Below are 26,434 nucleotides of genomic sequence, written 5' to 3' on the forward strand. Positions count from 1 at the left end.
GATTAAAGCTGATTAGCGTGATCAATGCAAGTGTGATCACAAATCAAATAATCAGGGAAGCGGCAACGATTGTTTTCCGGCCAGAGGGATCTCATGAGTACGACAACTGAACGGCATGGGGAGGAAGCCCGGCCCGTTCTGACAGCCAGAAACGTGGTGCGGCGTTTCGGCGGTCTCGTGGCCGTCAACGACGTTTCCTTTCACGTGCGCCAGGGCGAGATCCTCGGCCTGATCGGCCCGAACGGCGCCGGCAAGACGACGATGTTCGACCTTCTGGCTGGCAGCGTCGCGCCGAGTAGCGGGGAAATCGTCTTGGATGGCACCGCAGTCGCGGGCGAGGCGGCCCATCGGCGGATCGCACGTGGTCTTGGACGCACCTTCCAGATCCCGCGACCGTTTCCCAATCTGACGCTTCTCGACAACGTGATGCTGGCCGCCCAGGATCAGGCGGGCGAGCGGCTGCTATCGAATTTCCTACGGCCATGGAAGGTTGCCGCTGAGGAGAAGGCTGCCCGTGCCAAGGCGATGGAGCTGCTCGACCTCGTCCACCTGACGCGTCTGGCGCATGAACCGGCGCGCGTTCTGTCCGGCGGTCAACGCAAGCTTCTGGAGCTTGCTCGCGTCATGATGGCCGATCCTGCCCTCATCCTGCTCGATGAACCGGCGGCCGGCGTCAACGCGACGCTTCTGGAAACGATCATCAACCGCATCCGCGATATCAATCAACGCGGCGTCACCTTTCTTCTGATTGAACACAATATCGATATGGTCACCCGCCTGTGTCACCGCGTGCTTGTGATGGCGAGCGGCCAGCTTCTTTGCGAGGGCACGCCGGAAGAGGTCGCCCGCGATCCGCGCGTCATCGAGGCCTATCTGGGAGGTGCGGCATGAGCGAACCGGTCTTGAGCGTTCGCAATCTCGTTGCCGGTTACGAGCCGGGTGTTCCGATCGTGCGCGGCGCCTCGATTACGGTAGCGGAGAAGGAAATCGTCGTTGTGCTCGGCCCCAATGGCGCCGGCAAATCGAGCTTCATCAAGGCGATTGCCGGTCTCGTTCCGGTCGAAAGCGGCACGGTGGAACTGGTTGGCAGGGATATAACGAGTATGCCCGCGCACACGATGGTGCGGCTCGGTCTTGCCTTCGTGCCGCAGACGGAGAATGTCTTTCCGCTGATGTCCGTCGAAGACAATCTGAAGGTCGCCGGCGGCATCCTGAAGCCGAAGGACGTGCCTGCTCGTATCGACGAAATGTACGCGACCTTTCCGGATCTTGCCCGCCATCGCCGCATCGCGGCCGGCAATCTCTCCGGAGGGCAGCGGCAGATGCTGGCCGTTGCGCGTGCTCTTATCGTTCACCCGAAGCTTCTCGTGCTCGATGAGCCCTCGGCGGGCCTCTCGCCGAAATTCGTCTCGATGGTCTTCGACATGCTGAGCGAAATCCGCAAATCCGGCGTCACCATTCTGCTGGTCGAGCAGAATGCCAGGGCGGCGCTGGCCATCGGCGATCGCGCCTATGTCCTCGTCGAGGGCAAGGACAGGCATGAAGGCGTGGCTTCTGAGCTTTGGAACGATCCTGTCGTAGCCGAACTCTATCTCGGGCAGCGACCAGCACCGTCGACAAAGGGAGGTGCGGCATGAACCTGCAATTCATCGTCGACGGCTTGCTGACGGGCTCGATGATCGGCCTAGGCGCCATTGGTGTCACGCTCACCTATTCGATCCTGCGGTTCTCGAACTTCGCCCATGGCGATTTCATGGCTTGGGGCACTTATGCGACGCTTGCCGTCGTCAGTGCCATCGGGGCAATCTTCGGCAAGGTCGCCCCCATCGGCCCGCTTTCCTTCGGCTGGCCGCTGATCGTGGCAGTGATCCTGGCGATGGGCTTTACCGGCGTCCTTGCCCTCGCGCTCGACAAGGTGCTGTTTGCCAGGCTCAGGGCCAAGGGCCAGTCGATCATCGTCGTCATGGCAAGCTTCGGTGCTTCCATGGCGCTGCGCAGCCTGCTCGAATTTCTCTTCACGTCGCGCCCGACCTATTTCAGCCGCGCCATCCAGATCGCCATGCCCGTCGGTTTCGGCATCCGCATCACGCCCGATCAGATCGCCCTTTTGATCGTCACGGCACTTTTGGTCTTCGGCGTGCATATGCTGATGACGAGGACGCAGACGGGCCGCTCCATGCAGGCGCTGAGCCAAAATCCGGCGCTTGCCCGCGTCGTCGGCATCGATGTCGCCAAAGTCGTGCGCGTCACATGGCTGATCGGTGGCGGGCTGGCTTGCGTCGCCGGTGTCATGATCGGCATTCTCGTGCAGATTCGCCCGCTGATGGGCTTCGACATGCTGCTGCCGATGTTTGCCGCCGCCATTCTCGGCGGTATCGGCAGCGTGCCGGGCGCGGTTCTCGGCGGCCTGATCATCGGCCTTGCCGAAGCGGCCGCGGTTCAGCTTGTCGGTGCCGAGTGGCGTGCCGCCATCTCGTTCATCATCCTGATGGCGGTGCTGTTCATCCGGCCGATCGGCCTTTTCGGAGTGAGGGAGCGATGATGGACATTATTGGCTATGGCGCTTTCTTCCTGACCACCGCGCTGATCTTCTCCTTCATCACCCTCGGCCTGAACCTGCAATGGGGCCTGACCGGCCTCTTCAATGTCGGGCTCGCCGGCTTCGTAGCGATTGGCGCCTATACCTCGGCCCTGCTGACGACGCCCGATACGGCCGGGCGGTTTGGTGGGTTCGATCTGCCGATCCTCGTCGGCTGGCTCGGCGCAATGATTATCGCCGGTCTTGCCGCCGCCCTCATCGGCGTGGCGACGCTCCGGCTGAAATCCGATTATCTGGCGATCACCACTTTCGGCGTCGCGGTTGTCGTCCAGCTCGTGGCGCTGAATGCGCAGAAGCTCACCGGTGGCCCCTTTGGCATCGGCTTCATCCCGCGCCCATTTTCCAGCCTTGCCGAAACGCCACTTCTTTTCAATCTTGCCAATCTAGGCATCGTGGTCGTCGCATTGCTGATCGTTTATTTTGCGCTGGAGCATCTTGCAAAAAGCCCCTGGGGACGTGTTCTCAAGGCGCTGCGTGAGGACGAGCGTGCCGCCATTTCTCTCGGCAAGAGCGCGCGCTTCTACCGTGTGCAGGCCTTTGCCGTCGGAGGCGCGATCATGGGGCTTGCCGGTGCCATGCAGACGCATTTCATCGGCTTCATCGCACCCGACAATTATATCCCGACCCTGACCTTCCAGGTATGGGTCATGCTGATCGTCGGTGGTTCAGGCAGCAACAAGGGCGCCGTTGTCGGCAGCATTCTCGTCTGGGGGATATGGGCTGGATCGGGAGCGCTAACGAGCGTGCTTTTTTCGCCGGAGCAGCAGGCCCGTGCGGCCTCGCTTCAGATCGTCGCGATCGGCGTCATGCTCTGCATCATCCTGCTTGTGCGGCCGGGCGGCCTTTTCGGCGATATCCCGAAGCGTCGATCTGCGATCGCGCCGCAGCAGAAACCGATCGCGGATGAAAGTAACGCACCATCCTAGCGGGAGCTGGAAGCAGGCCCTTTGCCGACTGGATTGATAGTCTGTGCTGTTTGGGGTTTTAAGATCGGGCGACGCGGATTGGTGGCGTACCGGCCATAGGCGGCCGGTACGCAGTTCGGTTCAAGACGCCAAAGCGCGGCGCACGGGCTGAGCGGAAATAGGCTTGGCGGGAACCCGCAACGGCGTTTTCCGGGCGGCAGGAGAGGCGACGGGCGGCTTACGCGCCGTGCTGGTTTTCGCTGCCCCAAGCCAGCGAAGAATAGCATCGAAGCCGGGCTGGGCCGCGCGCTTCAGTTCCGGGCTCATTTCCTCGTCCATGCCGCAGAGGGAAGCGATCTCCTGCCAGTCGACGCGGCCTGCCCGAAGAGGAGGGCGCGACTGGAAAACGATCAGACCGATCATGAAGCCTTTGATATTCTCGAAGCTACGCGGCTGAAGCAGCGGCTTGAGCCGCATATCGCAAAAATCCGAAATCTTGCGCTGGAAAACGTCAGAGGCAGAGCTTTTCTTTATGGGCATTATTCATTCCTTGCAGGCGACATCATCCAATGGTCGGGGTGTGGCCCGCTAAAGCACGGAAGTTAAGGAAGCGCAAACAACCGACCGATTGGCCGCTTTCAATTCTACGATGCGCCGGGATTTGGCAAGTGGCAGATTGGTCACGCTTCGGTCAACTCCGCTTCGGACCGAATGCGATGACGGCAAAGCCGAAGATGTTCTCGCCGCGCCGCTAAAATCATGAAAAAACTGTAACTTGCCTCCCATGCCTTTGAGAGCGACATTTTCCTTGCGCCGGATAGATGAGGTGAAAGACATGTCAGTCTTAGAAATGTTGGTCAGACGCCGGATGCAGGAAGAATATGCCAAGGGTACATCGCCAGAGCGCATTACCCGCCTCCTGCAGGAATTCTTCAACGGGGCAGAGGCCTCCCAAGCCGATGTTGCCGCGCGACGGTCGTCTGGCAATCCATAAAATGCGAGGCCGGCCTCGATATCTTTTCCGAAGGCCGGCCGTTTGTCGAAGCTGACTAATCCTCAAGCCACTCTCTATCGTGCAGCGTTCGATCCGGACAGGCTCTCGACTGCCGCCAGGATCTTGTAGGCCGCGGAGACGCGGGCCGGGATCGGAAAGTTCCTGTTTGCCAGGAGCACAATGCCGACCTGACGGGCGGGAATGAAGGCCGCATAGGCGCCAAAGCCGTTCGTCGAGCCGGTCTTGTTGATCAGCACGTCCTTGCGTAGCGGCTGCGGCGGGTCGAGCCGGGTGACCTTGTGCGGTTGGCGCGTCATGTCGGATGAGTTGCCGGCGAGCAACCGGGCAAGCGTTGTCGGATAGGCATAGATTTCCCAGCCAAGCCCCTGCGTCATGTTGCCGACGGTGTAATAGCCGGCATGCGTCGCCTCGACTGCCCGCTGAAACGTTTCGTCGAGCTTCGAACCATCCATATTGGCTTCGAGAACGGCAAGCATATCGGATGCCGTGGTCTTGATGCCATAGGCGGGCGTGTCGAGAACGCCGGGGCCGACGCGAACCGGCTTGCCCATTTTCGAGTAGCCATAGGCATAGCTGCCCATCTCGGCGGCGGGAACATGGACATAGGTATGCTTGAGCCCGAAGCCGGCGATGATCTTGTCCTGCATCAGCGTATCGAACGGCTGGCCCATGGCCCGTGCGGCCAGATAGCCGAACAGCCCGATGCTGGGATTGGAATATTGCCGGTACGTGCCGGGCGCAAAGGACGGATGCCAGCTGCGATAATAGGCGATCATTCCATCATTGCTGACGCTCTCCGGGAATTGCAGAGGCAGGCCGCCGGTCGTGTATGTGCCGAGATCGAGAAGGCTGATCCTGTCGAAGGCCGTACCAGCCAGCTCCGGCATGTATTTCGTCGCCTTGTCGGAGAAAGACAGCTTCCCGCTGACTTCGACGTAGGAGGTAAGCGTTGCCGCAAACGTCTTGCTGATGGAACCGAGCTCGAAGATCGTATCGTTCGTCACCTTCTGGCCGCTCTCCTTCGAGGCGACGCCGTAGTTGAAGATGTAGCGCTTACCCTTGAGGGTGACGGCGATTGCCATGCCCGGCACGTCGTTATCCTTCATGAGCGGACGAATGGTCTCGTTGACGGCCCGCTCCAGGCGGTTCTGATCGATGCCTTCGGCGTGGGCGCCGATCCCATAGAAAAGGCAGCCTGCGACGATGCCGAGCTTCTGCAGAGAATTGTTAGGTATATTCAAGATGATATCCTCATGCTGATGGATGAAGGGCGATCTCAGATCGTCGCGGCGATCCGGCCTATCTCGGCAATTACGGCGTTGCGTTCGTCCGCTGAAATCGAGGGGATCTCGCAATAGGCCGTCACGATGATCGGCGCGCGCTTCGACGTCCACAGCACCGCAATGTCGTTGGCATTGCCGGCTTTGTCACCGTTCGTACCGGTTTTGTCACCGACCAGCCAATCCTTCGGGACGCCGGCGCGCAAGCGGGCGTCCCCCGTCTTGTTGGTGATCAGCCATGCGGCAAGCTGCGATCGCGAGGAGGCCGTGAGCACGTCGGTAAACAGAAGCCGCCGAAGGTTCTCCAGCATCGCGGCCGCCGTCGTCGTGTCGCGCTGGTCGTCCGGCGTGTCGTGGTAGTTCAATGTGGGTTCTGTGCGGTCAAGGCGCGTGAGATCGTCGCCAAGGCTCCGGCAGAACGCGGTCAGCGCCTTGGGGCCGCCGAAGCTCGCAAGCAGGAGATTTGCAGCCGCATTGTCGCTGAGCGTGACCGCCGCAGCACAGAGTTCTGCCACCGTCATGCCGTCGCCAACGCGCAATTTGGTTGCTGGCGAGCCGCCGATGATATCGCCTTCCGAGTAGCGAATGCGCCGGTCGAGCTTCTCTTCGCCTTTGTCAACGCGGGCGAGCACCAGGGCAGCCGCCAGTGCCTTGAAGGTGCTGCACATCAAGATATGTTCGCCGGCGCGGTGTTCGATGCGCCTGCCGCTCGCCATGTCGAGAATACTCACACAAATACGGCCCGGATGCTTGCTCTCGAGCGCTGCAAGCCGCTCTTCGCCGGAATGATCCTCCGCGGTGCGTCCAACACCGCTTATCCCCGCCAGAACGGGCAGAGCGAGCAACCCGCCGGCAAGGCTTTGCCGGCGCGACAATAAGATCGTCATCTTGTTTCCACTTCGATTGATGTTGAGCAAAGAGGTGCGTCTCAGGCTCCGTGGACGTCATTGGCGCCTTGCAAATCACCTTGCGAGCCGGACTATGGCGCCGCTCCCTGCCCTAGACAAACGATCAATTCTGAGCTTAGACATGAGAAAAACTTGGTCTTTGGACACAAATGGATATTTCACAGCTGCCGTTGAACGCGCTCCGTGTTTTCGAAGCTTCGGCGCGGCATTGCAGCTTCACGCGGGCGGGCCTCGAGCTTCGGGTGACGCAGACGGCCATCAGCCATCAGGTCAAGGCGCTGGAGGATGTGCTTGGGGTGCCCCTTTTCAAGCGCCTGCCGCGCGGGCTTGCCCTGACCGATGAAGGCCATGCGTTGTTGCCGGTATTGACGGATGCCTTTCGGCGCATGAGCGCCACGCTCAGCCAGCTGGAGGAGGGGAATTTTGCCGAGATCCTGACGGTCGGCGTCGTCGGCACTTTCGCGATCGGCTGGCTGTTGCCGCGTCTCGGCCGCTTCAGAGCGCAGCATCCGCATGTCGATCTGCGCCTGAAGACCAACAACAATCGTGCTGACATGGTGCTCGATGGGCTCGATTTCTTCCTGCGCTTCGGCGACGGAGCATGGCATGGGACCGAGGCGATCCATCTCATGGATGCGCCGCTCTCCCCGGTCTGTACGCCGAATATTGGCGAGCGCTTGCGCACACCGACCGATCTTGCCGAGGTCGAGCTGCTCCGATCCTACCGGATCGATGAATGGTCGCTCTGGTTCAGGGCGGCGGGCCTGCCGCCGCCGCATCTTCGCGGCTGGATGTTCGATTCGTCGTTGACGCTGGTGGAGGCGGCTGCGCGCGGCGTCGGCGTCGCGCTTGTGCCCGTCGCGATGTTCTCTCATGACATCGAGGCTGGGCGTATCATGCAGCCGTTCCAGATTACGGCGACGACCGGCAGCTATTGGCTGACGCGGCTGAAATCGCGGGCGGAAACGGCATCGATGAAGGTGTTTCGCCAGTGGCTGATTGGCGAAATCGAGGAGATGCCGGCATAGGCCGCGTAATTCAATCGACCCCAGGTAGATACCTGGAGCCGGTTGAACCATTGTGTCAGGCCGGGGGCGGCGCTAGCTGGCGAGCTTCAATCTCACCGCGCCGGTTCTCGTGCCCGAGCGCACCGTCTTGAACCGGCCGACCAGGCCGGCAAGTTCATTGCTGATATCGGCGAGGTGGCGCGTCGAGGCATTCGTCTCTTCCATCAGCGCGACATTCTGCTGGGTCATCTGATCCATGTTGCGGACGGCGGAGTTGATTTCGCCGATGCCGGCGGCCTGTTCCTGCGCCGAGCGGGCGATGGCACCGACATTCCGGTCGATGGAAGCGACCTGGTTGCCGATCAAGGCCAGTGCCTCGCCGGTCCGGTTGACCAGCTCGACGCCGCGGCGCACGTCATCCGACGACCTGTCGATCAGATCCTTGATTTGCTTGGCCGCGGATGCCGAGCGCTGTGCCAGCTCGCGGACTTCCTGCGCCACGACGGCAAAGCCCTTGCCCTGTTCGCCCGCTCTCGCCGCCTCGACGCCGGCATTCAGCGCGAGAAGATTGGTCTGGAAGGCAATATCGTCGATGACGGAGATGATGTCGGTCATCTTGCGCGACGAGGTCTCGATATCGTCCATGGCGGACACGGCCTGCTGCACGACCTCGCGAGAGCGTTCGGCTTCGGAGGCGGATTCCTTGACGATCGCCTGTACCTCGCGCGTCCGCTCGGCGGTCTGTTCGGAAATCGTGGTGATCTGGTCGATTGCAGCAGCACTTTCCTCCAGTGCGGAAGCCTGCTGCTCCGTGCGTCGCACCATGTTGTCGGCGGCCGATGAGATCGACCCGGCTTCTTCGCGAACGCGGGTTACCGAATCCTCGATGCGCTGCATCGCGCTTCCGAGAGATGAAAGAGATTCATTATAGTTGCTTTTCAGAGCTTCGAACTCGGCAGAAAGGGCTTCGGTGATCTCAGCCGTCAGGTCGCCACTCGCAAGTCCGTTCAGCGCGAGGCCAAGGGCATCAAGCGCTCGCTCCTGCTCCCGTTGCGCGACGGCCCGTTCGGATTCTGCGCGGTCGCGCTCATCGGCGAGCACCTGCAGATAGACAGAAATGCCGTAGTCCATGTCGAGGAGTGCCGCCTTGACGATCGCCGACAGCCGCCGTGACAGGGCCTGCTCGTGCTTGCGTTGCATGATGCCCTTGAGCTGCTGCGCGACGATCGAGCGCACCATGCCTTCAAGGATCAGTGCGTAGCCGCCGATATACCAGCGCGGTTCCAGTCCCAGGCGCGCATGGGTTCTGCCGACGGCCGAGACTGCTTCGACATAATCGGGACCATACTTGCCCGATGCGATGGTCTTCCAGTGTTCCTGCTGCTTAGATTTCGCATGCGCCACGTGCTGCTGCGACGAGAAGAATTTCGACATCTCGGGGTGTTTGGTGATCTTCCCGTAGAAGATATCGAGAGAGCCCTTGACGGCAGATTCGATGGTGGGCTGCAGCTCTGCCAAAGCCTGCCTGGCATCCTGCCCTAGTCCAATAAAGTCGAGCCGATCGTTCAACTCGTCCATTTTCGATGCGCGTACCATAACCTGCTCCAGTAATGAAATTACAAACAGTTAGGGCATGGTCATGGTTAACAAATCATTAGATTTCCCGTCCATTTTCGCTGCGTGATTGTCGCACTCTATATGGGCAGGTTGCAGTCCGCGCAGGGCTCGCAACATCATTGTCCGACTTGATGGCATCTGCTAAAGGCTGATCATCACTACCTATCTCACCACGGAGCTATTGGCATGGGGACCTTAAAGTCAGCAGATAGATAAGCCGCAACAGCTTCCTGTTGTTGCGGCGTGCTGTCGAACTCATTCCAACCGGATCCCTAGTGGCAGACGCCGCCCGATTTCTCTTTCGAGCGGAATTTTCTCATGTCTGACATACGCCCGTCATGGGCCTACTCGCTGCCGGCGGCATTGCTGCTGATGGCGCCTTTCGACATTCTCGCCTCGCTGGCGATGGATATCTACCTTCCCGTCGTTCCAGCGATGCCCGGCATTCTGAACACGACGCCATCGGTCATTCAGCTCACACTGAGCCTCTATATGATCATGCTTGGTCTTGGGCAGGTCCTGTTCGGTCCGCTTTCGGATCGCATCGGTCGCCGTCCCGTGCTGCTTGCCGGGGCGATCCTGTTCGCCGGTGCCTCTCTCGGAGCGGCTGGCTCATCGACGGCGACCGCCTTCGTCCTTTGCCGGCTGCTGCAGGCCATGGGTGCCTCGGCGGCACTGGTTACGACCTTTGCAACCGTCCGGGACGTCTACGGCAACCGGCCGGAACAGGCGGTCATCTATGCCGCGTTCGGCGCGATACTGTCCTTCGTGCCGGCACTTGGCCCAATAGCAGGCGCGATGATCGCCGATCGGTTCGGATGGCGTGTGATCTTTATGGTGCTGGCGCTTCTGGCCCTGGCCGCGACGATCAACGCCACGGCAAGGTGGCGTGAGACGCGGCCAGCAGGTTCGAGAGGACCACGCCGTTCCATCCGGCCGATCTTCATAAGCTTTCCGTTCTGGACCTACACGCTGGCCTTCAGCGCGGGCATGGGCACATTCTTCGTGTTCTTCTCGACTGCGCCGCGCGTACTGATCGGCCGGGCCGGCTATTCGGAACTCGGCTTCAGCATGGCATTCGCAACCGTCGCAGTCATGATGATCGCTGCGGCGCGCTTCGCCGGATCATTTGTCGAGCGGTGGGGTGTCGCGGGCTGTGTCGCACGGGGCATGGCACTGCTTCTTATCGGCGCGGCTGGTCTCGCGCTTGGTCAGGTCTACGGCTCGCCGTCTTTCGCGAGTTTCGTGCTGCCGATGTGGATCATGGCCCTTGGGATCGTCTTCACGTCATCGGTGACGGCGAACGGAGCGCTTGCGGAATTCGGCGATATCGCCGGATCGGCCGTGGCGTTCTACTTCTGCATCCAGAGCCTGATCGTCAGCATCGGTGGTACGCTGGCGGTGACAGCACTGGGTGGCGACAGTGCATGGCCTTTGGCGGGCTTCTCCACGCTCACGGCATTGCTGGTGCTGGCAGCACTGCACGTCTTGCGGCGCCAGGATGCTATAGCCTGATCTGCAAGCGCCCGCCTTTCGGCGGGCGCGTTTGAAAGTACCGCCCGCGAAAGTCGAATTTCGCGGGCGGCCGAGGCCGGTTTATGTGATCTGCATGCCGCCTTATCGCCACCCCAATGCCGGAGCGACATGGGTCAGAATGGATTCAATGACATGGGCGTTGTATTCGACGCCAAGTTGGTTCGGTATGGTCAGGAGCAGGGTATCGGCTGCCGCGATCGCCTCATCTTTCGCCAATTCCTCGATGAGCACGTCGGGCTCGGCCGCATAGCTGCGTCCGAAGATGGCGCGCGTCTTCTCGTCGATGAAGCCGATCTTGTCGGCGTCCTTGCCGCTGCTGCCGAAATAGGCACGGTCGAGATCGTTCACCAAAGCGAAGATACTGCGGCTCACCGACACCCGCGGTTCACGCTTGTGTCCTGCCTCTTTCCAAGCCTCGCGGTAGAGCTTGATCTGGTCGGCCTGCTGAACGTGGAAGGGCAGGCCGCTTTCGTCGTCCTTCAGTGTCGAGCTCTGCAGGTTCATGCCGAGCTTTGCTGCCCATACGGCCGTAGCATTGGAGCCGGCACCCCACCAGATCCGCTCGCGCAAGCCCTCGGAGTAAGGTTCGAGGCGCAGCAGGCCGGGCGGGTTCGGGAACATCGGCCGAGGACTGGGCTGTGCGAAGCCTTCGCCGCGCAGGAGGTCGAGCAGCACTTCCGTATGTCTGCGGCCCATGTCGGCGTCGCTTTCGCCTTCCATCGGCGTATAGCCGAAGTGGCGCCAGCCATCGATCACCTGTTCCGGCGAGCCGCGGCTGATGCCGAGCTGCAGCCGGCCGCCGGCGATGAGATCGGCAGCGCCCGCATCCTCGGCCATATAGAACGGGTTCTCATAGCGCATGTCGATAACAGCCGTGCCGATTTCGATACGGCTGGTCCTGGCGCCGACGGCCGCCAATAGGGGGAACGGCGAAGCTAGCTGACGCGCGAAGTGGTGCACGCGAAAATAGGCGCCGTCAGCACCCAATTGTTCAGCCGCCACGGCGAGATCGATCGATTGCAGGAGCGTGTCGCCTGCCGATCGTGTCTGCGATTGGGGCGACGGCGTCCAGTGGCCGAATGAAAGGAAACCGATCTTCTTCATGATGTCATCCTGCTATATCCGGTTTGCCCGGCTTGATTTTGCATCATCCATGTCCATGCCAGACACAGATGGCGCCCGTCCGAGGCGCTGCTTGCTTGGGTCTTCATGTCATGGCTCGCAAAAGCCGTAGGTTCAGGGGCTATATGTGCATGGATGCAGCGGGGGAAACAGCACAATCTGTGAACTGATCGTCAACGCCGATAGAGGTTGCGTTCTTCTCCGCCATCATTTCCTGCGCGTCGCCTAACATGAACAAATTTTAACGAAGACATTAACAATCGAATAACGCACCGCACCGAGACTGCCGCGCGTGTGAGTGCTTCTCTCGCTTTCAACGTCCTTGAAACAAGAAATGGCAGGAAACTATGTTTGCTAGAAAATTCGCCCCCGCTCTGGTCTTCGTCGCATTCGGCGCCGGTATTGCGCATGCGGAAGTGCCCGTCCGTATCGATCAATTCGATCATTGGGGCGCATATTCTTATAAATCGGGCGATAGTGTCAGCTGCTATGTGTTGTCGAGGCCGGTCTCACAGCAACCCGCCACTGTCGACCATGGCGACAACTTCTTCATCGTCTCGCGCCTGTCTCCGGGCGACAAATTGGTCCCCGAAGCCGCGATGGGCTATGATCTGAAGGACGGCGCGCAAATGACGGCTGCGGTTGGCGACAAGACCTTTCCGATGTTCACGAAAGACCGGCACGGCTGGGTGAGGGATGAAACCCAGGAACCTTCGATGATCAGCGCCATGAAAGGCGGCGCGCAATTGGAACTGCAGGCAACGTCCAAACGTGGCACCGCCACGAGCTATTCCTACTCATTATCGGGCATTACGGCCGCGTTGAAACGCATAGAAACATGCAGATGATACTGCGGGCATCCGAGGTGCGGGCGGCGCTCCTATCCCTGGAAGTTGTATGGCGGAAATGACCCGATGGCGTCTTCCTGTGCGCATGGAAGACGCCAAAGTCCGATATCTCTTGTGAAATCAAAAATCCTGATATAAATGATATCCATTGATCGGGGTATTTGGGATTCGATGCAGCGCGGCTTTCTGACAATTTATGCGGGCGAGAACGCCGCGGTCTTCAGGGCACTTTCAGCGCCGGCCCGCGTCGAAATGCTGAAGCTGCTCTGCACCAAAGGTTCGATGAACGTCAATGAGATTGCTCGGGAACTCGATCTGCCGCAATCCACCGTCGCGACGGCGATCATGATCCTGGAGGAGGCTGGTCTCGTCGAGACCAAGGCTGCGAAAGCGCGCAAGGGCTACCAGAAGATCTGCACCGCGCTTTACGACGAAATCCTGCTGAGCTTCGAGGATCAGGCCTTCAAGCACGATGAGGACGTGATCGAGGTCGCCATGCCGATCGGTCTCTACACGAGCTGCGAAACGCATGCACCTTGCGGCCTTTGCTCGACCGAAGGTGTGATCGGCCTCCTCGACGTTCCGGATTATTTCCTCGATCCGCAGCGCATGCAGGCCGGTCTTCTCTGGTTCGGCCGCGGCCATGTCGAATATAAATTTCCGAACAATGCCAAGATCTTGAACCGGAATGTCAATGCCATCGAATTCTCGATGGAGCTGTCGTCCGAAGTGCCGGGCACCAATCCGGACTGGCCGTCGGACATCACCATCTGGGTCAACGGCGTCGCTGTCGGCACATGGACATCCCCTGGTGACTACGGCGACAAGCGCGGAGCCTTCACACCGGGTTGGTGGAAGCTGGAAGGCTCTCAGTACGGCAAGCTTAAGACCTGGCGGATCTCCAAGAAGGGCACGTTCATCGACGGGGTTGCCGTATCCGATGTGACCATCGACGATCTCGCCATCAGCCAGCATTCTTCGATCCGGCTGCGCATCGGCATTGCCGACGACGCACGCAATACGGGCGGCGTCAACATTTTCGGTCGCGGCTTCGGCAATTACGGCCGAGACATTTTGATGCGGGTCGATCTGGCATAGATTTATATCATATTTTTTGATATATAGCATATGATCGAGATAAATTTCCAATAAGTCGTATTTTTAATAACCATCTGTTTTTTCAGCGTATTTTCCACCTGGAAATCGTTATCATTGCGATCCTCAGGCTTTTTCCGCTGTGGAAGCGTTGACGGCCTTCCAAAAGTGTATCAAGATCAAGGTATAAGAACGAAATATCTGATATATATGGGAGGAAGGCCGTGAAGGCGCATGTGATCGTCCACCGTGATTTCCGAATTGCCGACATCGATGATCGGCTCTACAGCTCTTTTCTGGAGCATCTGGGCCGGGCGATCTATGGCGGCATCTATGAGCCGGGCCATCCAACCGCCGACGAGCACGGTTTTCGCAAGGATGTGATTGAGCTCGTGCGCGAGCTCAACTCGCCCTATTGCCGCTATCCGGGCGGTAATTTCGTTTCAGCCTATAATTGGGAAGATGGCGTCGGGCCGCGATCCGAGCGCCCCGTGCGTCTCGATCTTGCCTGGCGGACGCGTGAGAGCAACCAGATCGGCGTCAATGAATTCGTCGATTGGTGCAAAAAGGCCAATACCAAGCCGATGCTGGCAGTCAATCTCGGCTCGCGCGGTCTGGATGCGGCGAGAAACTTCCTCGAATATTGCAATCATCCGGGCGGCACATACTGGTCGGATCTGCGGCGCAAGCACGGCTGGTCCGATCCGCACGGCGTGAAGCTCTGGTGCCTGGGCAATGAAATGGATGGTCCCTGGCAGGTCGGTCACAAGTCTGCCTATGAATATGGCCGCCTGGCCGACGAGACCGCCAAGGCCATGCGCGGTTTCGACAAATCTCTCGAACTGGTGGTCTGCGGCTCGTCGAATTCCGATATGAAGACCTATCCCGATTGGGAAGCGCAGGTTCTGGACGAGTGCTATGACAGCGCCGATCATATCTCGCTGCATATGTATTTCGCCAATCGCGAAAAGAATACGCTGAACTATCTCGCCAAGGCCGAGAAGCTGGATCGCTATATCGTCACCATCGGCGGCGTCATCGACTATATCAAAGCGAAGAAGCGGTCGAAGAAGACGATCGGCATTTCCTTCGACGAATGGAACGTCTGGTATCATTCCAACCAGCAGGACAAGGACATCCTCGCCCGCGATGAATGGCCGGATGCGCCGCACCTGCTGGAAGATGTCTATAATTTCGAAGACGTGCTGCAGGTCGGCGGCATTCTCAACACCTTCATTCGCCGCTCCGACCGCGTGCGCATTGCCTGCATAGCGCAGCTCGTCAACGTCATCGCGCCAATCATGACGGAAGATGGCGGTCCCGCGTGGCGGCAAACTATCTATTATCCGCTCTATTTCGCCTCGAAATACGGTCGCGGTTATGCGCTGCGTCTCATCACTGACGGCCCGACCTATGACAGCGACGAGGCCGACGACGTGCCTTATCTCGACGTATCAGCCGTGCATGACGATCTCGGTAAGATGGTGACGCTGTTCGCGGTCAACCGTCATCCCGACAGCGCGCTCGATCTGGACACACGTCTTGAAGGCTTTGCCGGAGCCCGTGTCGTCGAGCAGCACGAAATGGTCCACAGCGATCTGCAGGCAACCAATACGGCAGCGCAGCCGAATGCCGTCGTCCCGACCAACACGGGGGACGCCAAAATCGAGGATGGCCGGCTTCGTGCCACGTTGAAGCCTTTGTCTTACACGGTGATCCGGCTGGCCGTGTGACAGCCGGTAGCCGGAGCCGATCTGCTCCGGCGGAGAAAATGGCCGAACGGTCGCGAGGAGGCGGCCGACAGCCTGTTGCAGGCCTGGTTGCCGCGCAGCGTGCGCGGCCCACCGGGAAAAGGCGTGAACGTCGCGGCCCGTTTCCCATTGTTTGGGTAGGCCGCACAGTCGATAAGAATGGGAGGAGATGATGCAACAGTGGAAGAAGCTTGCCTTCGGTGTCGCACTGGCCACGTTCGGCCTCGTCGCGGCAGCCAAGGCTCAGGACTATACCTCTTTGCCTCGCAAGGAGACCTTGATCGTCGAAAACCCCGAGGGAACGATTAAGAATCCGGGCTGGTTCAATATCTGGGTCAATGGCGGCGGCGGCGTTTCGACCGGCTTGCAGCAGCTGACCATGGATACGCTCTGGTATATCGATCCGGAAAAGGGCCTGGGCGGCTCCGCCTGGGACAATTCGCTCGCTGCCGACAAGCCGCAGTATAATGATGATTTCACCCAAATGACGGTGAAGCTGCGCAAGGGTATCTACTGGAGCGACGGCGTCGAGTTCACCGCCGATGACGTGGTTTACACCGTCAAGACGCAGATGGACCATCCCGGCATGGTCTGGAGTGCTGCCTTTTCGGTTCAGGTCGCCAGCGTCGAGGCAACGGATCCCTATACCGTCGTCTTCAAGCTGAAGAAGCCGAATTCACGCTTTCACGCCATCTTCACCGTTCGCTGGAACGGCGCGTGGATCATGCCTAAGCATGTCTTCGAGAAGGTCGCCGATCCCGTTCGTTATGATAATGCCAATCCCGTCTCGCTCGGCGCCTATAAGCTGAAGGCCTACGATCCGCAGGGCAAATGGTACACCTGGGAGAAGCGTGACGATTGGCAGCGCACTTCGCTTGCCCGCTTTGGCGAGCCGGCTCCGAAATATGTGAGCTATGTCGATCCCGGTCCGCCGGATAAGCGCACCATCGCGCAAATCGAGCACAATCTGGATATCATTCACGACAACACGCCGGAAGGCATGTTCACGCTGAAGGAAAAGTCGAAGACCGTCGAAAGTTGGTTCCCCGGCTTCCCCTTCGCGCATCCGGATCCGACGCTGCCGGCTGTGATCTTCAACAATCAGGATCCGCTGTTCCAGAATGCCGATGTGCGCTGGGCCTTGGCATTGCTCATCGATATCAAGGCCGTCGACATGGCGAGCTATCGTGGCGCCGCCACGCTTTCGGCGCTCGGCGTTCCGCCGACGGCGATTGCCATGACGGACTATCAGGCACCGATGCAGGATTGGCTGAAGAATTTCGAGATCGATACCGGCAAACGCAAGATCAAGCCCTACGATCCGACGGTCGGTCAGCAGATTGCCGATCTGCTGCGCAAGCAGCCGAAGTTCAAAGATCAGATTCCGACCGATCCGGCCGCCATCAGTGCTGCCTTCGGCTATGGCTGGTGGAAGCCCGATCCGCAGGCCGCTGCGGAGCTTTTGGAAAAGGCAGGCTTCAAGAAGGTGGGTGGCAAATGGATGACGCCCGATGGGCAGCCCTTCAAGATCCGTCTGACGGTCGAAGGCGACACCCGCTCGGTCTTCACCCGCGCCGGGACCCTGATTGCCCAGCAATGGGCGGCCTTCGGCATCGACTCCAAGGCTGCACCCACCACAAACCTCTGGCAAGTGGCACTGCAGCCCGGCAGCTATCAGGTTGCCATCGCCTGGAGCGTCGAGACCTGGGGCGGTGATCCGGATCTATCCTTCTTCCTCGACAGCTGGCATTCGCAGTTCGTTGCCAAGAAGGGCGAAAACCAGGCGCCGCGCAACTGGCAGCGCTGGTCCAATCCCGAGCTCGACAAGATCATCGAAAACATCCGCCGCATCAGCGCAGACGATCCGAAGGGTATCGAACTCGGCAAGGACTATCTGAAACTGGTCGCCCGTGAAATGCCGACCATTCCCCTGATGTCCTACAACGTCTTCACGTCGATGGATACGACCTACTGGAAGGGTTATCCGACGATAGCGGATCCCTACACCGACCCCGTTCCGAATTGGGCGAACTCGCGGTTGATGATGGTGAAGCTCAAGCCGGCGCAGCCTTAATTCTCCCAACCCTGACGCGGCTGATGCGCCGCGCCAGGCACCTGTCGCCGGGCGCGAAACGGGTCCGGCGATCTTTTCGATAAGAGATGAAATGCGAGCAGTAAGGAAAACGACGGAATGACGTCTTATCCAGTTTTCGTATTGAAACGATTTGGCCAGTTTCTGCTCGTCGTCTTCCTCGGCATATCTGCGACGTTCTTCATCACGCATCTGACACCGATCGATCCGGTCGAGGAAAGCATCGGCGCCATTCAGCAGATGGGGCAATCGGATCCCCGCGCCGTCGAACTGATGCGCGAGTCCCTGCGGGAACTCTACGGCATCGGGGGCTCGATCTGGCAGCAATATCTGCATTTCTGGGCACGCCTTGCGACAGGCGATCTCGGACCGTCGCTCTCGGCATTTCCCACGCCGGTTTCCGCCATCATTGCAAGGGCGCTGCCCTGGACAATCGGTTTGATGACGGTTTCGACAATCATCACATTTCTGATCGGCAATATGATCGGCGCGCTGGCGGGCTATTATCGCAAGAATACGCTGCTGAAGGCGGTCAGTCTCGTTTTCATCGCCATGCAGCCGATACCCTATTACATCCTGGCCTTCGTCCTGATCATTCTCTTCGGCTATATCTGGCCGATCCTGCCGATCAACGGCGGTTACGAGATGAACACCAATCTGCAGCTGTCCTTTGCTTTGGTGCTCGATATTCTGCGCCACTCCATCCTGCCGGCGTTATCCCTGATCCTTGTCGGGACAGGCAGCTGGCTTATCGGCATGCGGGCGCTGGTCTCCAATATCATCACCGAGGATTATGTCGTGTTCGCCGAGCTCGGCGGCGTGCCGAAGCGTAGGATTTTGCGCTCCTACATCGCCCGCAACGCCATGGTGCCGCAGTTTACCGGCCTTGCCATGTCGCTCGGCGCCGTCTTCAACGGCACCGTCATCACCGAGATCGTCTTCGGTTATCCCGGTATCGGCAATCTTCTGATTTCGGCCGTCCATGCCGGCGATTACAGCCTTGTCCTGGGGCTTAGCGCTTTGTCGATTGTCGGCGTCGCCGCCGCGGTCTTCATCATCGACATATTGGGTCCGCTGATCGACCCGCGCATCAAGGTGGAGTAGGCCATGCTGACGATCGTTCGCGACCTTGCTCGCCAGAATGCGGAATTCCTTTGCGGTCTGCTGCTGTTTGCCGTGATTGTCGGAATGGTGATCCTGTCTTATTTTTCGCCTTACGGCTCTTCCGATCTTTATCTGCTGCCGCCCGACATGCCGCCGGATGGACAATACTGGCTGGGCACGACATCGCGCGGCCAGGATGTCTTCTGGCAGCTCGCTGTCGCACTTCGCAACACGCTTTATTTCGGCATCGGCGTTGCCTTTCTGTCCCGCATCATCTCGTTGGTCGTAGGGCTGGTGGCCGGCTACGCCGGCGGCACCGTCGATCGCGTGCTGATGGCGATCAATGACAGCATCATGGTCGTTCCTCAGTTTCCGCTGCTGGTCCTCTTCTATTTCGTGCTCAAGGACGAAATGACCTGGACGGTGCTGATCCTGGTCATGGCGTCGCTCGGCTGGTCTTATGACGCGCGCCTGATCCGTTCGGTGGCGATCAGCCTGAAAACGCGACCCTTCACTACGCAAAGCGTCTATTCCGGCATGAGCATGCGCAAGATCCTCGTGGAGGAGCATCTGCCCTATGTGCTGCCGATCGTCTTCGCCACGACGATGAACAACATGATCTGGTCGATCGGCATGGAGATCACGCTTGCGGTGCTGGGTTTCACTGACATCGAAACGCCGACCATGGGAATGATGATCTATTGGGCCAATGCGCATTCGGCATTGATCGCCGGCACCTGGTGGTGGGTTGCGGCACCCGTCGCCGCCATCGTGGTGCTGTTCATGGCGCTCTTCCTGCTGTCGATGTCGATGAATGAATACAACGATCCGCGCAGTCGTTTGAACCGGATGGGAGGCTAGGCATGGAGGCTGTCGTCGAGGTCAATAACCTCAAGGCCTATTATCGGGCCTTCCTCTACGGCGTCGATCGCGAAGTGCGTGCGGTGGATGATATCAGCCTGTCGATCGGCCGCGGTGAGATCTACGGCGTTGCGGGTGAATCGAGCAGCGGCAAGACGACGTTGATCAAGACGATTGCGGGCGCGATCCGACCGCCGCTTCGTGTCGTCTCCGGTGCGGTCAAATTTCACTTCAATGGCGCAACGCAGGATATTTATGCGATGACGCCTGAGCAGCGGGCGGCGCTTCGCTGGCGGCATCTCTCCTATATCATGCAGGGATCGATGAACGTGCTCAATCCGGTGCGACGCATCCGGCACTCGTTCATCGATTTTGCCTTCCGTCATATGAAGGCCGATCGCGCCACCTTCTTCGACCGCGTCGGCGCCCATCTCCAGCGGCTGAAGCTCGATGCGAATCTTCTCGATGCCTATCCGCATGAATTGTCGGGCGGCATGCGCCAGCGCATGACGATCGCGCTTGCGACCATCCTGACGCCGGAATTCATCATTGCCGACGAGCCGACGACGGCGCTCGATGTTATCGTCCAGCGCGACGTGCTGCAGATGATCCGCGAAATACAGCGCGAGATGGGGTCCTCCTTCCTGTTCGTCACCCACGACATGGGCGTTCACGCCGCAGTCTCCGATCGCATCGGTATCGTCTATGCCGGCCGGTTGGTGGAGGAGGCACCGACGCGCAAGCTTTTCCACCTGCCGCTCCATCCCTATACGCAGCATCTGGTCGCAAGCCTGCCGCGGATCGGCGATGCCTCGACGCGGCCTTCCCTGGAAGGACGACCACCCAATCTTGCCATGCCGCCGGAAGGATGCCGTTTTCATCCACGCTGTCCGAAGCGCATGGACATCTGCAGCCGCGAAGTGCCGCCCATGGTGGCGGTAGAGCCGGATCGACGCGTAGCCTGCTTCGCGGTGACGGGAGGAGGGCGATGAGCGATCTTCTTTCACTCTCGCATGTCAGCAAGGTCTATCGTCAGGGCGGCATGCTCAGCCGGCGCCAGATCGTGGCGGTTCGCAATGTCAGTCTGAGCCTCGGAGAGGAGCCGGAAATCCTTTCGATCGTCGGCGAGTCAGGCTCCGGCAAATCCACCATTGCGTCGATGATCCTCGGCCAGACGGCGCCGACATCGGGCAGCCTGAATTTTCGCGGCAGACCGGTGGCCATTCATGGCCGGTCCGAGCGGCGCGCCTTCATGCGGGAGGTACAGCCGGTCCTTCAGAATCCGTTCGAAGCGTTCAACCCCCTCAAGAGGGTTGATCGATATCTTTTTGAAACGGCAAGGAATTTCGCGCCGACCGGCGTGAGGCCAAGTCGGGCGGATGTCGAGCGCATGGCCGACGAGGCGCTTGCCCATATCGGCTTGACGCTTGCCGAGGTGAAGGGGCGGTTTCCGCATGAGCTTTCGGGCGGCCAGCTGCAGCGAACCGCAATCGCCCGCGCGCTCATACCGCAGCCCCGTCTGCTGGTAGCCGACGAGCCGGTTTCGATGGTGGATGCTTCCCTGAGAATGGCGATCGTCAATCTCTTCGGCCAGCTGAAGAAGGAGCTGGGGCTATCGATCATCTACATCACCCATGATCTGGCGACTGCCTATTACATCAGCGATCGCATCATCATCATGAAGAAGGGCGAGATCGTCGAGCAGGGCGGTGCGCGTGCGGTTCTGGATAATCCGCAGCATCCCTATTCGCGGGCTTTGAAGGAGGCTGTCCTCTCCACCACGCCCGAAGTCGAGCCGGTCTCGATCGCATGATCGGTCACTTTCAACGCGAGATCCGCGTCGAAAGGATGATGGATGACAGGGTGCGTTCGACGCCGTCGATCGTGCCGATGCCGTCGATCAGCTGATCCAGCTCGGAGATCGACGGTGCTGCGATGATAGCGATCAGATCGAACGTGCCGCTGACGGAATGAAGCGTCGTTACCTCGGGGATAGCATTCAGCGATGCGGTCACGGCTGATAATGCCTTCGGCGCGATCGTGATCAGTACATGCGCCCGAATGAGGCCCGATAGATAGGTTTCCGACAGCCGCACGCCATAGCCCGCAATCACGCCTTCTCGCTCCAGCCGCTCTAGCCTCGCCTGAACGGTGGTGCGCGACAGCGACAGCTTTTTGGCGAGAGTCGCGACAGGCATTCGGGCATTCTGGCCGAGCAAGGCGATCAGTTCGCGGTCCTTATCGGTGACCTGCATGGCGACTCCTGCATTTTGCAAATTCTATTCGTCAATTTGTATAGATTTATACAGCGAAATGCATTTTTCGTCGCTATGAATCGTTCAACTCCTACCTACACTTATAAAAACCTTATCAATGAAATGCAGGGGAGTCATATGAAAGACATAGTGGTCATCGGTGCGGGCAAGATCGGTGGGGCGATCGCTCTGATGCTGGCGGAAACAGGCGATTACACGGTCGTTGTCGCCGACCGCAGCCAGGAACAGCTCGACAAGATCGACCGTCACCCCGCGATTTCCACCGCCGCCGTCGATATTGCCGACCGCGCCGGGCTCGTAGGCGTTCTGAAGGGCAAGTTCGCCGTTCTGTCGGCCGCCCCGTTCCATCTCACAGGTTTCGTCGCGGAAGCGGCACTTGAAGCCGGCGTTCATTATCTCGACCTCACCGAAGACGTGGCCACGACCAAGAAGGTCGAGGAACTGGCTCAGGGAGCAAATACCGCCTTTATCCCGCAATGCGGACTTGCGCCGGGCTTCATCTCGATCGTCGCCAATGATCTTACCAAGCATTTCGACAGCCTCGACAGCGTGCGCATGCGCGTCGGCGCGCTGCCGCAGTATCCCTCCAACGCTCTGAACTACAATCTGACCTGGAGCACGGACGGCCTCATCAACGAATATATCGAGCCCTGCGAAGCGATCGTCGAAGGCAAGCTCGTGACCGTGCCGGCCATGGAAGAGCGCGAGGAGTTCTCGCTCGACGGCGTCACCTACGAAGCCTTCAACACGTCTGGCGGCCTCGGCACGCTCGCCAAGACGCTGGCTGGCCGCGTGCGGACGATGAACTACCGCACCATCCGCTATCCCGGCCATCAGGCCATCATCAAGGCGCTGCTGAACGACCTCAACCTCAAGAACCGCCGCGATGTGCTGAAGGATCTCTTCGAGAACGCGCTGCCGGCCACCATGCAGGACGTGGTCGTCGTTTTCGTCACCGTGTGCGGTTGGCGCGAGGGCCGCTACATGCAAGAAACCTATGCCAACAAGGTCTATGCAGGCATCGTTGCCGGCAAGAAGATGAGCGCCATCCAGATCACCACCGCAGCCGGCATTACGACCGTGCTTGATCTTCTCGCTCAGGGCAAGCTGCCCTCCAAGGGCTTCGTTTGCCAGGAAGAAATCGATCTCGGCGATTTCCTCGCCAATCGCTTCGGACAGGTTTACAGCCTCGAGAAGATCAGGATGAAAGAAGCCGTCTAAGCGGCTATTCCTATTGCTGTTTTGAAATGTGGCGCCTTCGGGCGCCACATGTGTTTGGCCCTTGGAAACGGCGCTGCAGAGACTAACTGATCAGTCGTTCGAGGATCTCGACGGGATGCGGGATGGCTTGATGATCAATCTTGGCGACCTGCGAACGACAAGAAAATCCAGTCGCCATGACGACGGCCCGATTGCCGTTCTCGGCGATCCTGTCCTGCCAGCTCATCGCGTAAAGCTTTTCCGAGATGGCACGATTGCGCACTTCGTGCCCGAAGGTGCCGGCCATGCCGCAGCAGCCGACATCGGGCATATCTAGCCTGATTCCCAATTTCCCGAAGAGCACGGACCATTGCTTGAGGGCAGCCGGAGCGTTCGTTTTCTCCGTGCAATGGGCAAGCAGCGTGAAGCGCTCTTGCGACAGGGCCTGTGGCGGCGGCAATCGGTCGAGATTGGCGCCGAGCCATTCCTGAAGCAGCAGCACCGGCGCCTGCAGCTTGGCGGATGGCAGGGCTGCATATTCGCCGCGATAGGTCAGCGTCATCGATGGATCGATGCCGACAAGCGATATGCCCAGTTGCGAGATGCGATCGAGATAGTCGCGAGATTTCACCGCCGCCTTCTCGAAGCGGCCGAGATAGCCATGGACATGCAGGGCCTTGCCGTTGCTCGGTGACATAGCGAGCCACGGCTTGAAGCCCATTTTCAGCGCGAGCTTGAGCGCAGCGATGACAACGGCTGGATCAAAATAGGTGGAGAAGACGTCGGCAACGATGACGACAGCTTGGGTGCGCTCCTCCGCGGAGAGCTTTCCCAACAGTTCAGGAGTAGCAAGCTGCACGCGGAGACGAGCCGCTTCCCGTTCGAGCGATGCGGCAGGCATGGCCGGAAGCGCGGTGAGACCGGCAAGCCGCATCAAGGCCTGGCCGATACTGGAGCCCGTCAGCAGGTTGTAGCCAAGCTTGAAACGCGCCATCAGCGGCAGGGTAGTCTCGATGGCGGCGACGATCGGGTCCTTCAACGGCCTGACATAGCGGCCGTAATAGAGCTCCAGAAACTTCGATCTGAAGGCTGGGACGCTGACTTTGACGGGACATTGGCCGGCGCAGGCCTTGCAGGCGAGGCAGGTATCCATCGCTGCTCGCACCTCATGGGAAAAGTCGTCGCGATTGGCCGGATTGAGCGAGTTCACGGTTCGCCGCAAGAGATTGCCGAAAGGATTGGCGCGGCGCAAAGCTTCCGCCTCTCGCCGCGGATCGATCTTCCGCTCCGCCAGCAGGCGCAGCCATTCGCGCATCAATGCCGCGCGACCCTTCGGCGAATAGCGCCGGTCGCCCGTCGCCTTGAAAGAGGGGCACATCGGGCTTGTCGCGTCGAAATCGAAACAGGCGCCGTTACCGTTGCAATAGGCTGCATTGTCGAAGGCGGCACGGATGTCGTTGCCGATGATGCGGTCCAAGTCGCCACGCAGTGACACTTCGTCGATCTTCAGCAACGGGCGGGATGAGCCGGATGCGATCTTGCCGGGATTGAGGCGATCGCCGGGGTCGAATGCGCGCTTGATGTCCTGCAGGCTCGGATAAAGCTCGCCAAAATATTCAGGGACATATTCCGAGCGAACGCCCTTGCCATGTTCACCCCAGAGCACGCCGCCATATTTGCGGGTGAGGGCAACGACGCCGTCGCTGATCCTCCGGACGAGCGGCTGATGGTCCGCGCGGGTGAGATCGAGCGCCGGGCGGACATGCAGCACGCCGGCATCGACATGGCCGAACATGCCGTAATCCAGCCCCTCGGCATCGAGTAGGGCGCGAAATTCTCTTATATAAGCGGCCAGATGCTCGGGCGGAACGGCGGTGTCCTCGACAAAGGGCACCGGCCGCACCGGCCCTTCGACATTGCCGAGCAGACCGACGGCGCGTTTGCGCATCGACCATATCGCCTCGATCTCGCTCTTTTCGCGGGCGACCGTATAACCCTTGTGACGCGCGGAAGAACGGTCATCAAGGGCCGCGGTGACATCCGCGAGCTTGCGTTCCAGCTCGTCGCGATCGTCAGCCAGCACCTCGACGATATTGATGCCATTGGCCGAGCCGGACGCATCCTCCGGAAAGAAGTGGGCGATGCCGCTCCAGACGATGTCGCCCTTGGCGAGACCCAGCACCTTCTCGTCGACTGTCTCGACCGAGGCGACCTTCAGCGCCACTAACCGTCTGGCATCTTCGAGCGCCGTGTTGAAATCATCATAGCGGATATTGATGAGGGCAGATTGCGCCGGGATCGGCAGCACGTTGAGTTCGGCCTCGGCGATCATCGCAAGCGTGCCTTCGGAGCCGCACAGCACTGCATTCAGATCGAAGCGGCCGTCCTCGCACCTGATATGGGCAAGATCATAGCCGGTCATGTATCGGTTGAGCTTGGGGAAGGTCGCCGCGATCAGCTCGCTTTTGTCCCTAGCGATTGCATCCACCACCCGGTGAATTTCGCCGATCCGATCGTCACGCGCCTTGATCTCGTCCAGCTCGGGATTGCCAAGCGGGCGCGACCACCAGTCGCTGCCATCGCAAAGCACCACACGAAGGCCGAGAACGTGGTTGCTGGTCTTGCCGTAGAGACAGGAGCCCTGGCCGCAGGCATCAGTGGAGATCATGCCGCCGATGGTGGCGCGGTTGGAGGTGGAAAGCTCTGGCGCAAAGAATAGGCCGTACGGTTTCAACGCCTTGTTCAATTGATCCTTGACGACACCGGCCTCGACACGGGCGATCTTTCGAACCGGATCGATCTCCAGGATGCGGTTCATATGTCGGGAGCAGTCGACGACGACGCCCGAGGTCAGGGATTGCCCGTTCGTTCCGGTGCCACCGCCGCGGGGAGTGATGACAAGATCGGAAAAGGCAGGTTCAGATAAGGCTTTGGCGATGATTTTCAGATCATCGGCGCCGCGTGGATAGAGAAGGGCGGCAGGCTTGACCTGATAGATGGAATTGTCGGTCGAGGCGACTGTCCGCGCGCCGTCCTCCGTCTCAACATCTCCTTGAAAACCAAGTGCTGACAGACGACGGGCGAAGGCGCCGGTCTGATGTAGCGAACTGTCTTTCGCCGAAACGAGGCGTGGTATCATGATGCGAAGACTTCCGGCGTTTTACGCGGTGATTGGAGCATTCCCGCTTTTAAACAGAATTACGGGAATGCTCTATCTC

At 59.7% G+C, this 26,434-nt stretch carries 23 protein-coding genes; 16 read left to right on the forward strand and 7 right to left on the reverse strand.

Annotated features, from left to right (window positions below; genetic code table 11):
* Positions 1–93 precede the first annotated feature (93 nt).
* From DQ393_RS27700 to DQ393_RS27715, 4 genes are read left to right on the forward strand one after another with little or no spacing between them, the layout of a single operon-like run.
* Positions 94–891 carry an ABC transporter ATP-binding protein gene (locus DQ393_RS27700; protein WP_112345207.1) on the forward strand — a complete coding sequence of 266 codons (798 nt, stop codon included), beginning with the start codon at positions 94–96 and terminating at the stop codon, positions 889–891.
* Positions 888–1,637 carry an ABC transporter ATP-binding protein gene (locus DQ393_RS27705; protein ID WP_112344877.1) on the forward strand — a complete coding sequence of 250 codons (750 nt, stop codon included), beginning with the start codon at positions 888–890 and terminating at the stop codon, positions 1,635–1,637. Before DQ393_RS27700 ends, DQ393_RS27705 begins: the two co-directional genes overlap by 4 nt.
* The gene (locus DQ393_RS27710; RefSeq protein ID WP_112344878.1) at positions 1,634–2,542 is read left to right on the forward strand and encodes a branched-chain amino acid ABC transporter permease; all 909 of its coding nucleotides are present in this window, start codon (positions 1,634–1,636) and stop codon (positions 2,540–2,542) included. Before DQ393_RS27705 ends, DQ393_RS27710 begins: the two co-directional genes overlap by 4 nt.
* Positions 2,539–3,525: a branched-chain amino acid ABC transporter permease gene (locus DQ393_RS27715; protein ID WP_112344879.1), complete on the forward strand. Its 987-nt coding sequence runs from the start codon at positions 2,539–2,541 to the stop codon at positions 3,523–3,525. The genes DQ393_RS27710 and DQ393_RS27715 overlap by 4 nt, the downstream gene beginning before the upstream one ends.
* 120 nt (positions 3,526–3,645) lie before the next feature.
* On the opposite strand, the gene DQ393_RS27720 is transcribed toward DQ393_RS27715, so the two are convergent.
* Positions 3,646–4,044: a hypothetical protein gene (locus DQ393_RS27720; protein WP_112344880.1), complete on the reverse strand. Its 399-nt coding sequence runs from the start codon at positions 4,042–4,044 to the stop codon at positions 3,646–3,648.
* A 295-nt stretch (positions 4,045–4,339) separates the two neighbouring features.
* On the opposite strand from DQ393_RS27720, the gene DQ393_RS33580 reads away from it, so the two are divergent.
* Positions 4,340–4,498 (forward strand): hypothetical protein, encoded by a 159-nt coding sequence (locus DQ393_RS33580; protein WP_181592426.1) that lies wholly within the window; start codon positions 4,340–4,342, stop codon positions 4,496–4,498.
* Positions 4,499–4,572: 74 nt separating this feature from the next.
* Here DQ393_RS33580 and ampC read toward each other — a convergent pair whose 3' ends face one another.
* Positions 4,573–5,739: a class C beta-lactamase gene (gene ampC / locus DQ393_RS27730; protein ID WP_432422041.1), complete on the reverse strand. Its 1,167-nt coding sequence runs from the start codon at positions 5,737–5,739 to the stop codon at positions 4,573–4,575.
* Between the two features lie 56 nt (positions 5,740–5,795).
* The gene (bla, locus tag DQ393_RS27735; protein ID WP_112344883.1) at positions 5,796–6,686 is read right to left on the reverse strand and encodes a class A beta-lactamase; all 891 of its coding nucleotides are present in this window, start codon (positions 6,684–6,686) and stop codon (positions 5,796–5,798) included.
* Positions 6,687–6,856: 170 nt separating this feature from the next.
* Here bla and DQ393_RS27740 point away from each other — a divergent pair, with 170 nt between their 5' ends.
* Entirely contained in the window at positions 6,857–7,735 is an 879-nt protein-coding gene (locus DQ393_RS27740) for a LysR family transcriptional regulator (protein ID WP_112344884.1), read from the forward strand.
* A 72-nt stretch (positions 7,736–7,807) separates the two neighbouring features.
* Here the strand turns inward: DQ393_RS27740 and DQ393_RS27745 are convergent, their stop codons facing one another.
* Positions 7,808–9,310 (reverse strand): globin-coupled sensor protein, encoded by a 1,503-nt coding sequence (locus tag DQ393_RS27745; RefSeq protein WP_112344885.1) that lies wholly within the window; start codon positions 9,308–9,310, stop codon positions 7,808–7,810.
* 339 nt (positions 9,311–9,649) lie between these two features.
* Here DQ393_RS27745 and cml point away from each other — a divergent pair, with 339 nt between their 5' ends.
* Positions 9,650–10,846, forward strand: coding sequence for a CmlA/FloR family chloramphenicol efflux MFS transporter (cml, locus tag DQ393_RS27750; RefSeq protein WP_112344886.1), 1,197 nt, complete (start codon positions 9,650–9,652; stop codon positions 10,844–10,846).
* Positions 10,847–10,948: 102 nt separating this feature from the next.
* Here the strand turns inward: cml and DQ393_RS27755 are convergent, their stop codons facing one another.
* Positions 10,949–11,971: an LLM class flavin-dependent oxidoreductase gene (locus tag DQ393_RS27755; protein ID WP_112344887.1), complete on the reverse strand. Its 1,023-nt coding sequence runs from the start codon at positions 11,969–11,971 to the stop codon at positions 10,949–10,951.
* A 365-nt stretch (positions 11,972–12,336) separates the two neighbouring features.
* Here DQ393_RS27755 and DQ393_RS27760 point away from each other — a divergent pair, with 365 nt between their 5' ends.
* The 8 genes from DQ393_RS27760 to DQ393_RS27795 all read left to right on the forward strand — a co-directional run bounded on the left by DQ393_RS27760 (position 12,337) and on the right by DQ393_RS27795 (position 21,553).
* Complete coding sequence (locus DQ393_RS27760; RefSeq protein WP_112344888.1) at positions 12,337–12,837, forward strand: invasion associated locus B family protein; 501 nt, start codon at positions 12,337–12,339, stop codon at positions 12,835–12,837.
* Between the two features lie 171 nt (positions 12,838–13,008).
* Complete coding sequence (locus DQ393_RS27765) at positions 13,009–13,935, forward strand: ArsR/SmtB family transcription factor (protein WP_112345208.1); 927 nt, start codon at positions 13,009–13,011, stop codon at positions 13,933–13,935.
* Positions 13,936–14,156: 221 nt separating this feature from the next.
* Positions 14,157–15,665, forward strand: a complete 1,509-nt coding sequence (locus DQ393_RS27770; RefSeq protein ID WP_112344889.1) for an alpha-N-arabinofuranosidase — start codon at positions 14,157–14,159, stop codon at positions 15,663–15,665.
* Positions 15,666–15,855: 190 nt separating this feature from the next.
* On the forward strand, positions 15,856–17,757 hold the full coding sequence (locus DQ393_RS27775; protein WP_112344890.1) for an ABC transporter substrate-binding protein: 1,902 nt from the start codon (positions 15,856–15,858) through the stop codon (positions 17,755–17,757).
* Positions 17,758–17,874: 117 nt separating this feature from the next.
* Positions 17,875–18,879 carry an ABC transporter permease gene (locus DQ393_RS27780; protein ID WP_112344891.1) on the forward strand — a complete coding sequence of 335 codons (1,005 nt, stop codon included), beginning with the start codon at positions 17,875–17,877 and terminating at the stop codon, positions 18,877–18,879.
* A 3-nt stretch (positions 18,880–18,882) separates the two neighbouring features.
* Entirely contained in the window at positions 18,883–19,740 is an 858-nt protein-coding gene (locus tag DQ393_RS27785) for an ABC transporter permease (RefSeq protein WP_112344892.1), read from the forward strand.
* Positions 19,741–19,742: 2 nt separating this feature from the next.
* Positions 19,743–20,732 (forward strand): ABC transporter ATP-binding protein, encoded by a 990-nt coding sequence (locus DQ393_RS27790; RefSeq protein WP_112344893.1) that lies wholly within the window; start codon positions 19,743–19,745, stop codon positions 20,730–20,732.
* The gene (locus tag DQ393_RS27795; protein ID WP_112344894.1) at positions 20,729–21,553 is read left to right on the forward strand and encodes an ABC transporter ATP-binding protein; all 825 of its coding nucleotides are present in this window, start codon (positions 20,729–20,731) and stop codon (positions 21,551–21,553) included. Before DQ393_RS27790 ends, DQ393_RS27795 begins: the two co-directional genes overlap by 4 nt.
* A gap of 10 nt (positions 21,554–21,563) precedes the next feature.
* Here the strand turns inward: DQ393_RS27795 and DQ393_RS27800 are convergent, their stop codons facing one another.
* On the reverse strand, positions 21,564–21,995 hold the full coding sequence (locus DQ393_RS27800) for an Lrp/AsnC family transcriptional regulator (protein ID WP_041678395.1): 432 nt from the start codon (positions 21,993–21,995) through the stop codon (positions 21,564–21,566).
* Positions 21,996–22,133: 138 nt separating this feature from the next.
* Here DQ393_RS27800 and DQ393_RS27805 point away from each other — a divergent pair, with 138 nt between their 5' ends.
* Complete coding sequence (locus DQ393_RS27805) at positions 22,134–23,237, forward strand: saccharopine dehydrogenase family protein (protein WP_112344895.1); 1,104 nt, start codon at positions 22,134–22,136, stop codon at positions 23,235–23,237.
* Between the two features lie 82 nt (positions 23,238–23,319).
* Here DQ393_RS27805 and ydiJ read toward each other — a convergent pair whose 3' ends face one another.
* Positions 23,320–26,355 carry a D-2-hydroxyglutarate dehydrogenase YdiJ gene (ydiJ, locus tag DQ393_RS27810; protein ID WP_112344896.1) on the reverse strand — a complete coding sequence of 1,012 codons (3,036 nt, stop codon included), beginning with the start codon at positions 26,353–26,355 and terminating at the stop codon, positions 23,320–23,322.
* Positions 26,356–26,434 lie beyond the last annotated feature (79 nt).

Origin of the sequence: Martinezella tropici (assembly GCF_003287875.1) — a bacterium.
GTDB classification, from domain to species: Bacteria; Pseudomonadota; Alphaproteobacteria; order Rhizobiales; family Rhizobiaceae; genus Rhizobium; species Rhizobium tropici_C.

Coding starts and splice junctions, on each gene's coding strand:
- DQ393_RS27780 (WP_112344891.1), top strand. CDS start 17,875: ATGACGTCTTATCCAGTTTTCGTATTGAAACGATTTGGCCAGTTTCTG.
- bla (WP_112344883.1), bottom strand. CDS start 6,686: ATGACGATCTTATTGTCGCGCCGGCAAAGCCTTGCCGGCGGGTTGCTC.
- DQ393_RS27765 (WP_112345208.1), top strand. CDS start 13,009: ATGCAGCGCGGCTTTCTGACAATTTATGCGGGCGAGAACGCCGCGGTC.
- DQ393_RS27790 (WP_112344893.1), top strand. CDS start 19,743: ATGGAGGCTGTCGTCGAGGTCAATAACCTCAAGGCCTATTATCGGGCC.
- cml (WP_112344886.1), top strand. CDS start 9,650: ATGTCTGACATACGCCCGTCATGGGCCTACTCGCTGCCGGCGGCATTG.
- DQ393_RS33580 (WP_181592426.1), top strand. CDS start 4,340: ATGTCAGTCTTAGAAATGTTGGTCAGACGCCGGATGCAGGAAGAATAT.
- ydiJ (WP_112344896.1), bottom strand. CDS start 26,355: ATGATACCACGCCTCGTTTCGGCGAAAGACAGTTCGCTACATCAGACC.
- DQ393_RS27775 (WP_112344890.1), top strand. CDS start 15,856: ATGCAACAGTGGAAGAAGCTTGCCTTCGGTGTCGCACTGGCCACGTTC.
- DQ393_RS27755 (WP_112344887.1), bottom strand. CDS start 11,971: ATGAAGAAGATCGGTTTCCTTTCATTCGGCCACTGGACGCCGTCGCCC.
- DQ393_RS27805 (WP_112344895.1), top strand. CDS start 22,134: ATGAAAGACATAGTGGTCATCGGTGCGGGCAAGATCGGTGGGGCGATC.
- DQ393_RS27745 (WP_112344885.1), bottom strand. CDS start 9,310: ATGGTACGCGCATCGAAAATGGACGAGTTGAACGATCGGCTCGACTTT.
- DQ393_RS27705 (WP_112344877.1), top strand. CDS start 888: ATGAGCGAACCGGTCTTGAGCGTTCGCAATCTCGTTGCCGGTTACGAG.
- DQ393_RS27700 (WP_112345207.1), top strand. CDS start 94: ATGAGTACGACAACTGAACGGCATGGGGAGGAAGCCCGGCCCGTTCTG.
- DQ393_RS27740 (WP_112344884.1), top strand. CDS start 6,857: ATGGATATTTCACAGCTGCCGTTGAACGCGCTCCGTGTTTTCGAAGCT.
- DQ393_RS27710 (WP_112344878.1), top strand. CDS start 1,634: ATGAACCTGCAATTCATCGTCGACGGCTTGCTGACGGGCTCGATGATC.
- DQ393_RS27715 (WP_112344879.1), top strand. CDS start 2,539: ATGATGGACATTATTGGCTATGGCGCTTTCTTCCTGACCACCGCGCTG.
- DQ393_RS27785 (WP_112344892.1), top strand. CDS start 18,883: ATGCTGACGATCGTTCGCGACCTTGCTCGCCAGAATGCGGAATTCCTT.
- DQ393_RS27760 (WP_112344888.1), top strand. CDS start 12,337: ATGTTTGCTAGAAAATTCGCCCCCGCTCTGGTCTTCGTCGCATTCGGC.
- DQ393_RS27720 (WP_112344880.1), bottom strand. CDS start 4,044: ATGCCCATAAAGAAAAGCTCTGCCTCTGACGTTTTCCAGCGCAAGATT.
- DQ393_RS27800 (WP_041678395.1), bottom strand. CDS start 21,995: ATGCAGGTCACCGATAAGGACCGCGAACTGATCGCCTTGCTCGGCCAG.
- DQ393_RS27795 (WP_112344894.1), top strand. CDS start 20,729: ATGAGCGATCTTCTTTCACTCTCGCATGTCAGCAAGGTCTATCGTCAG.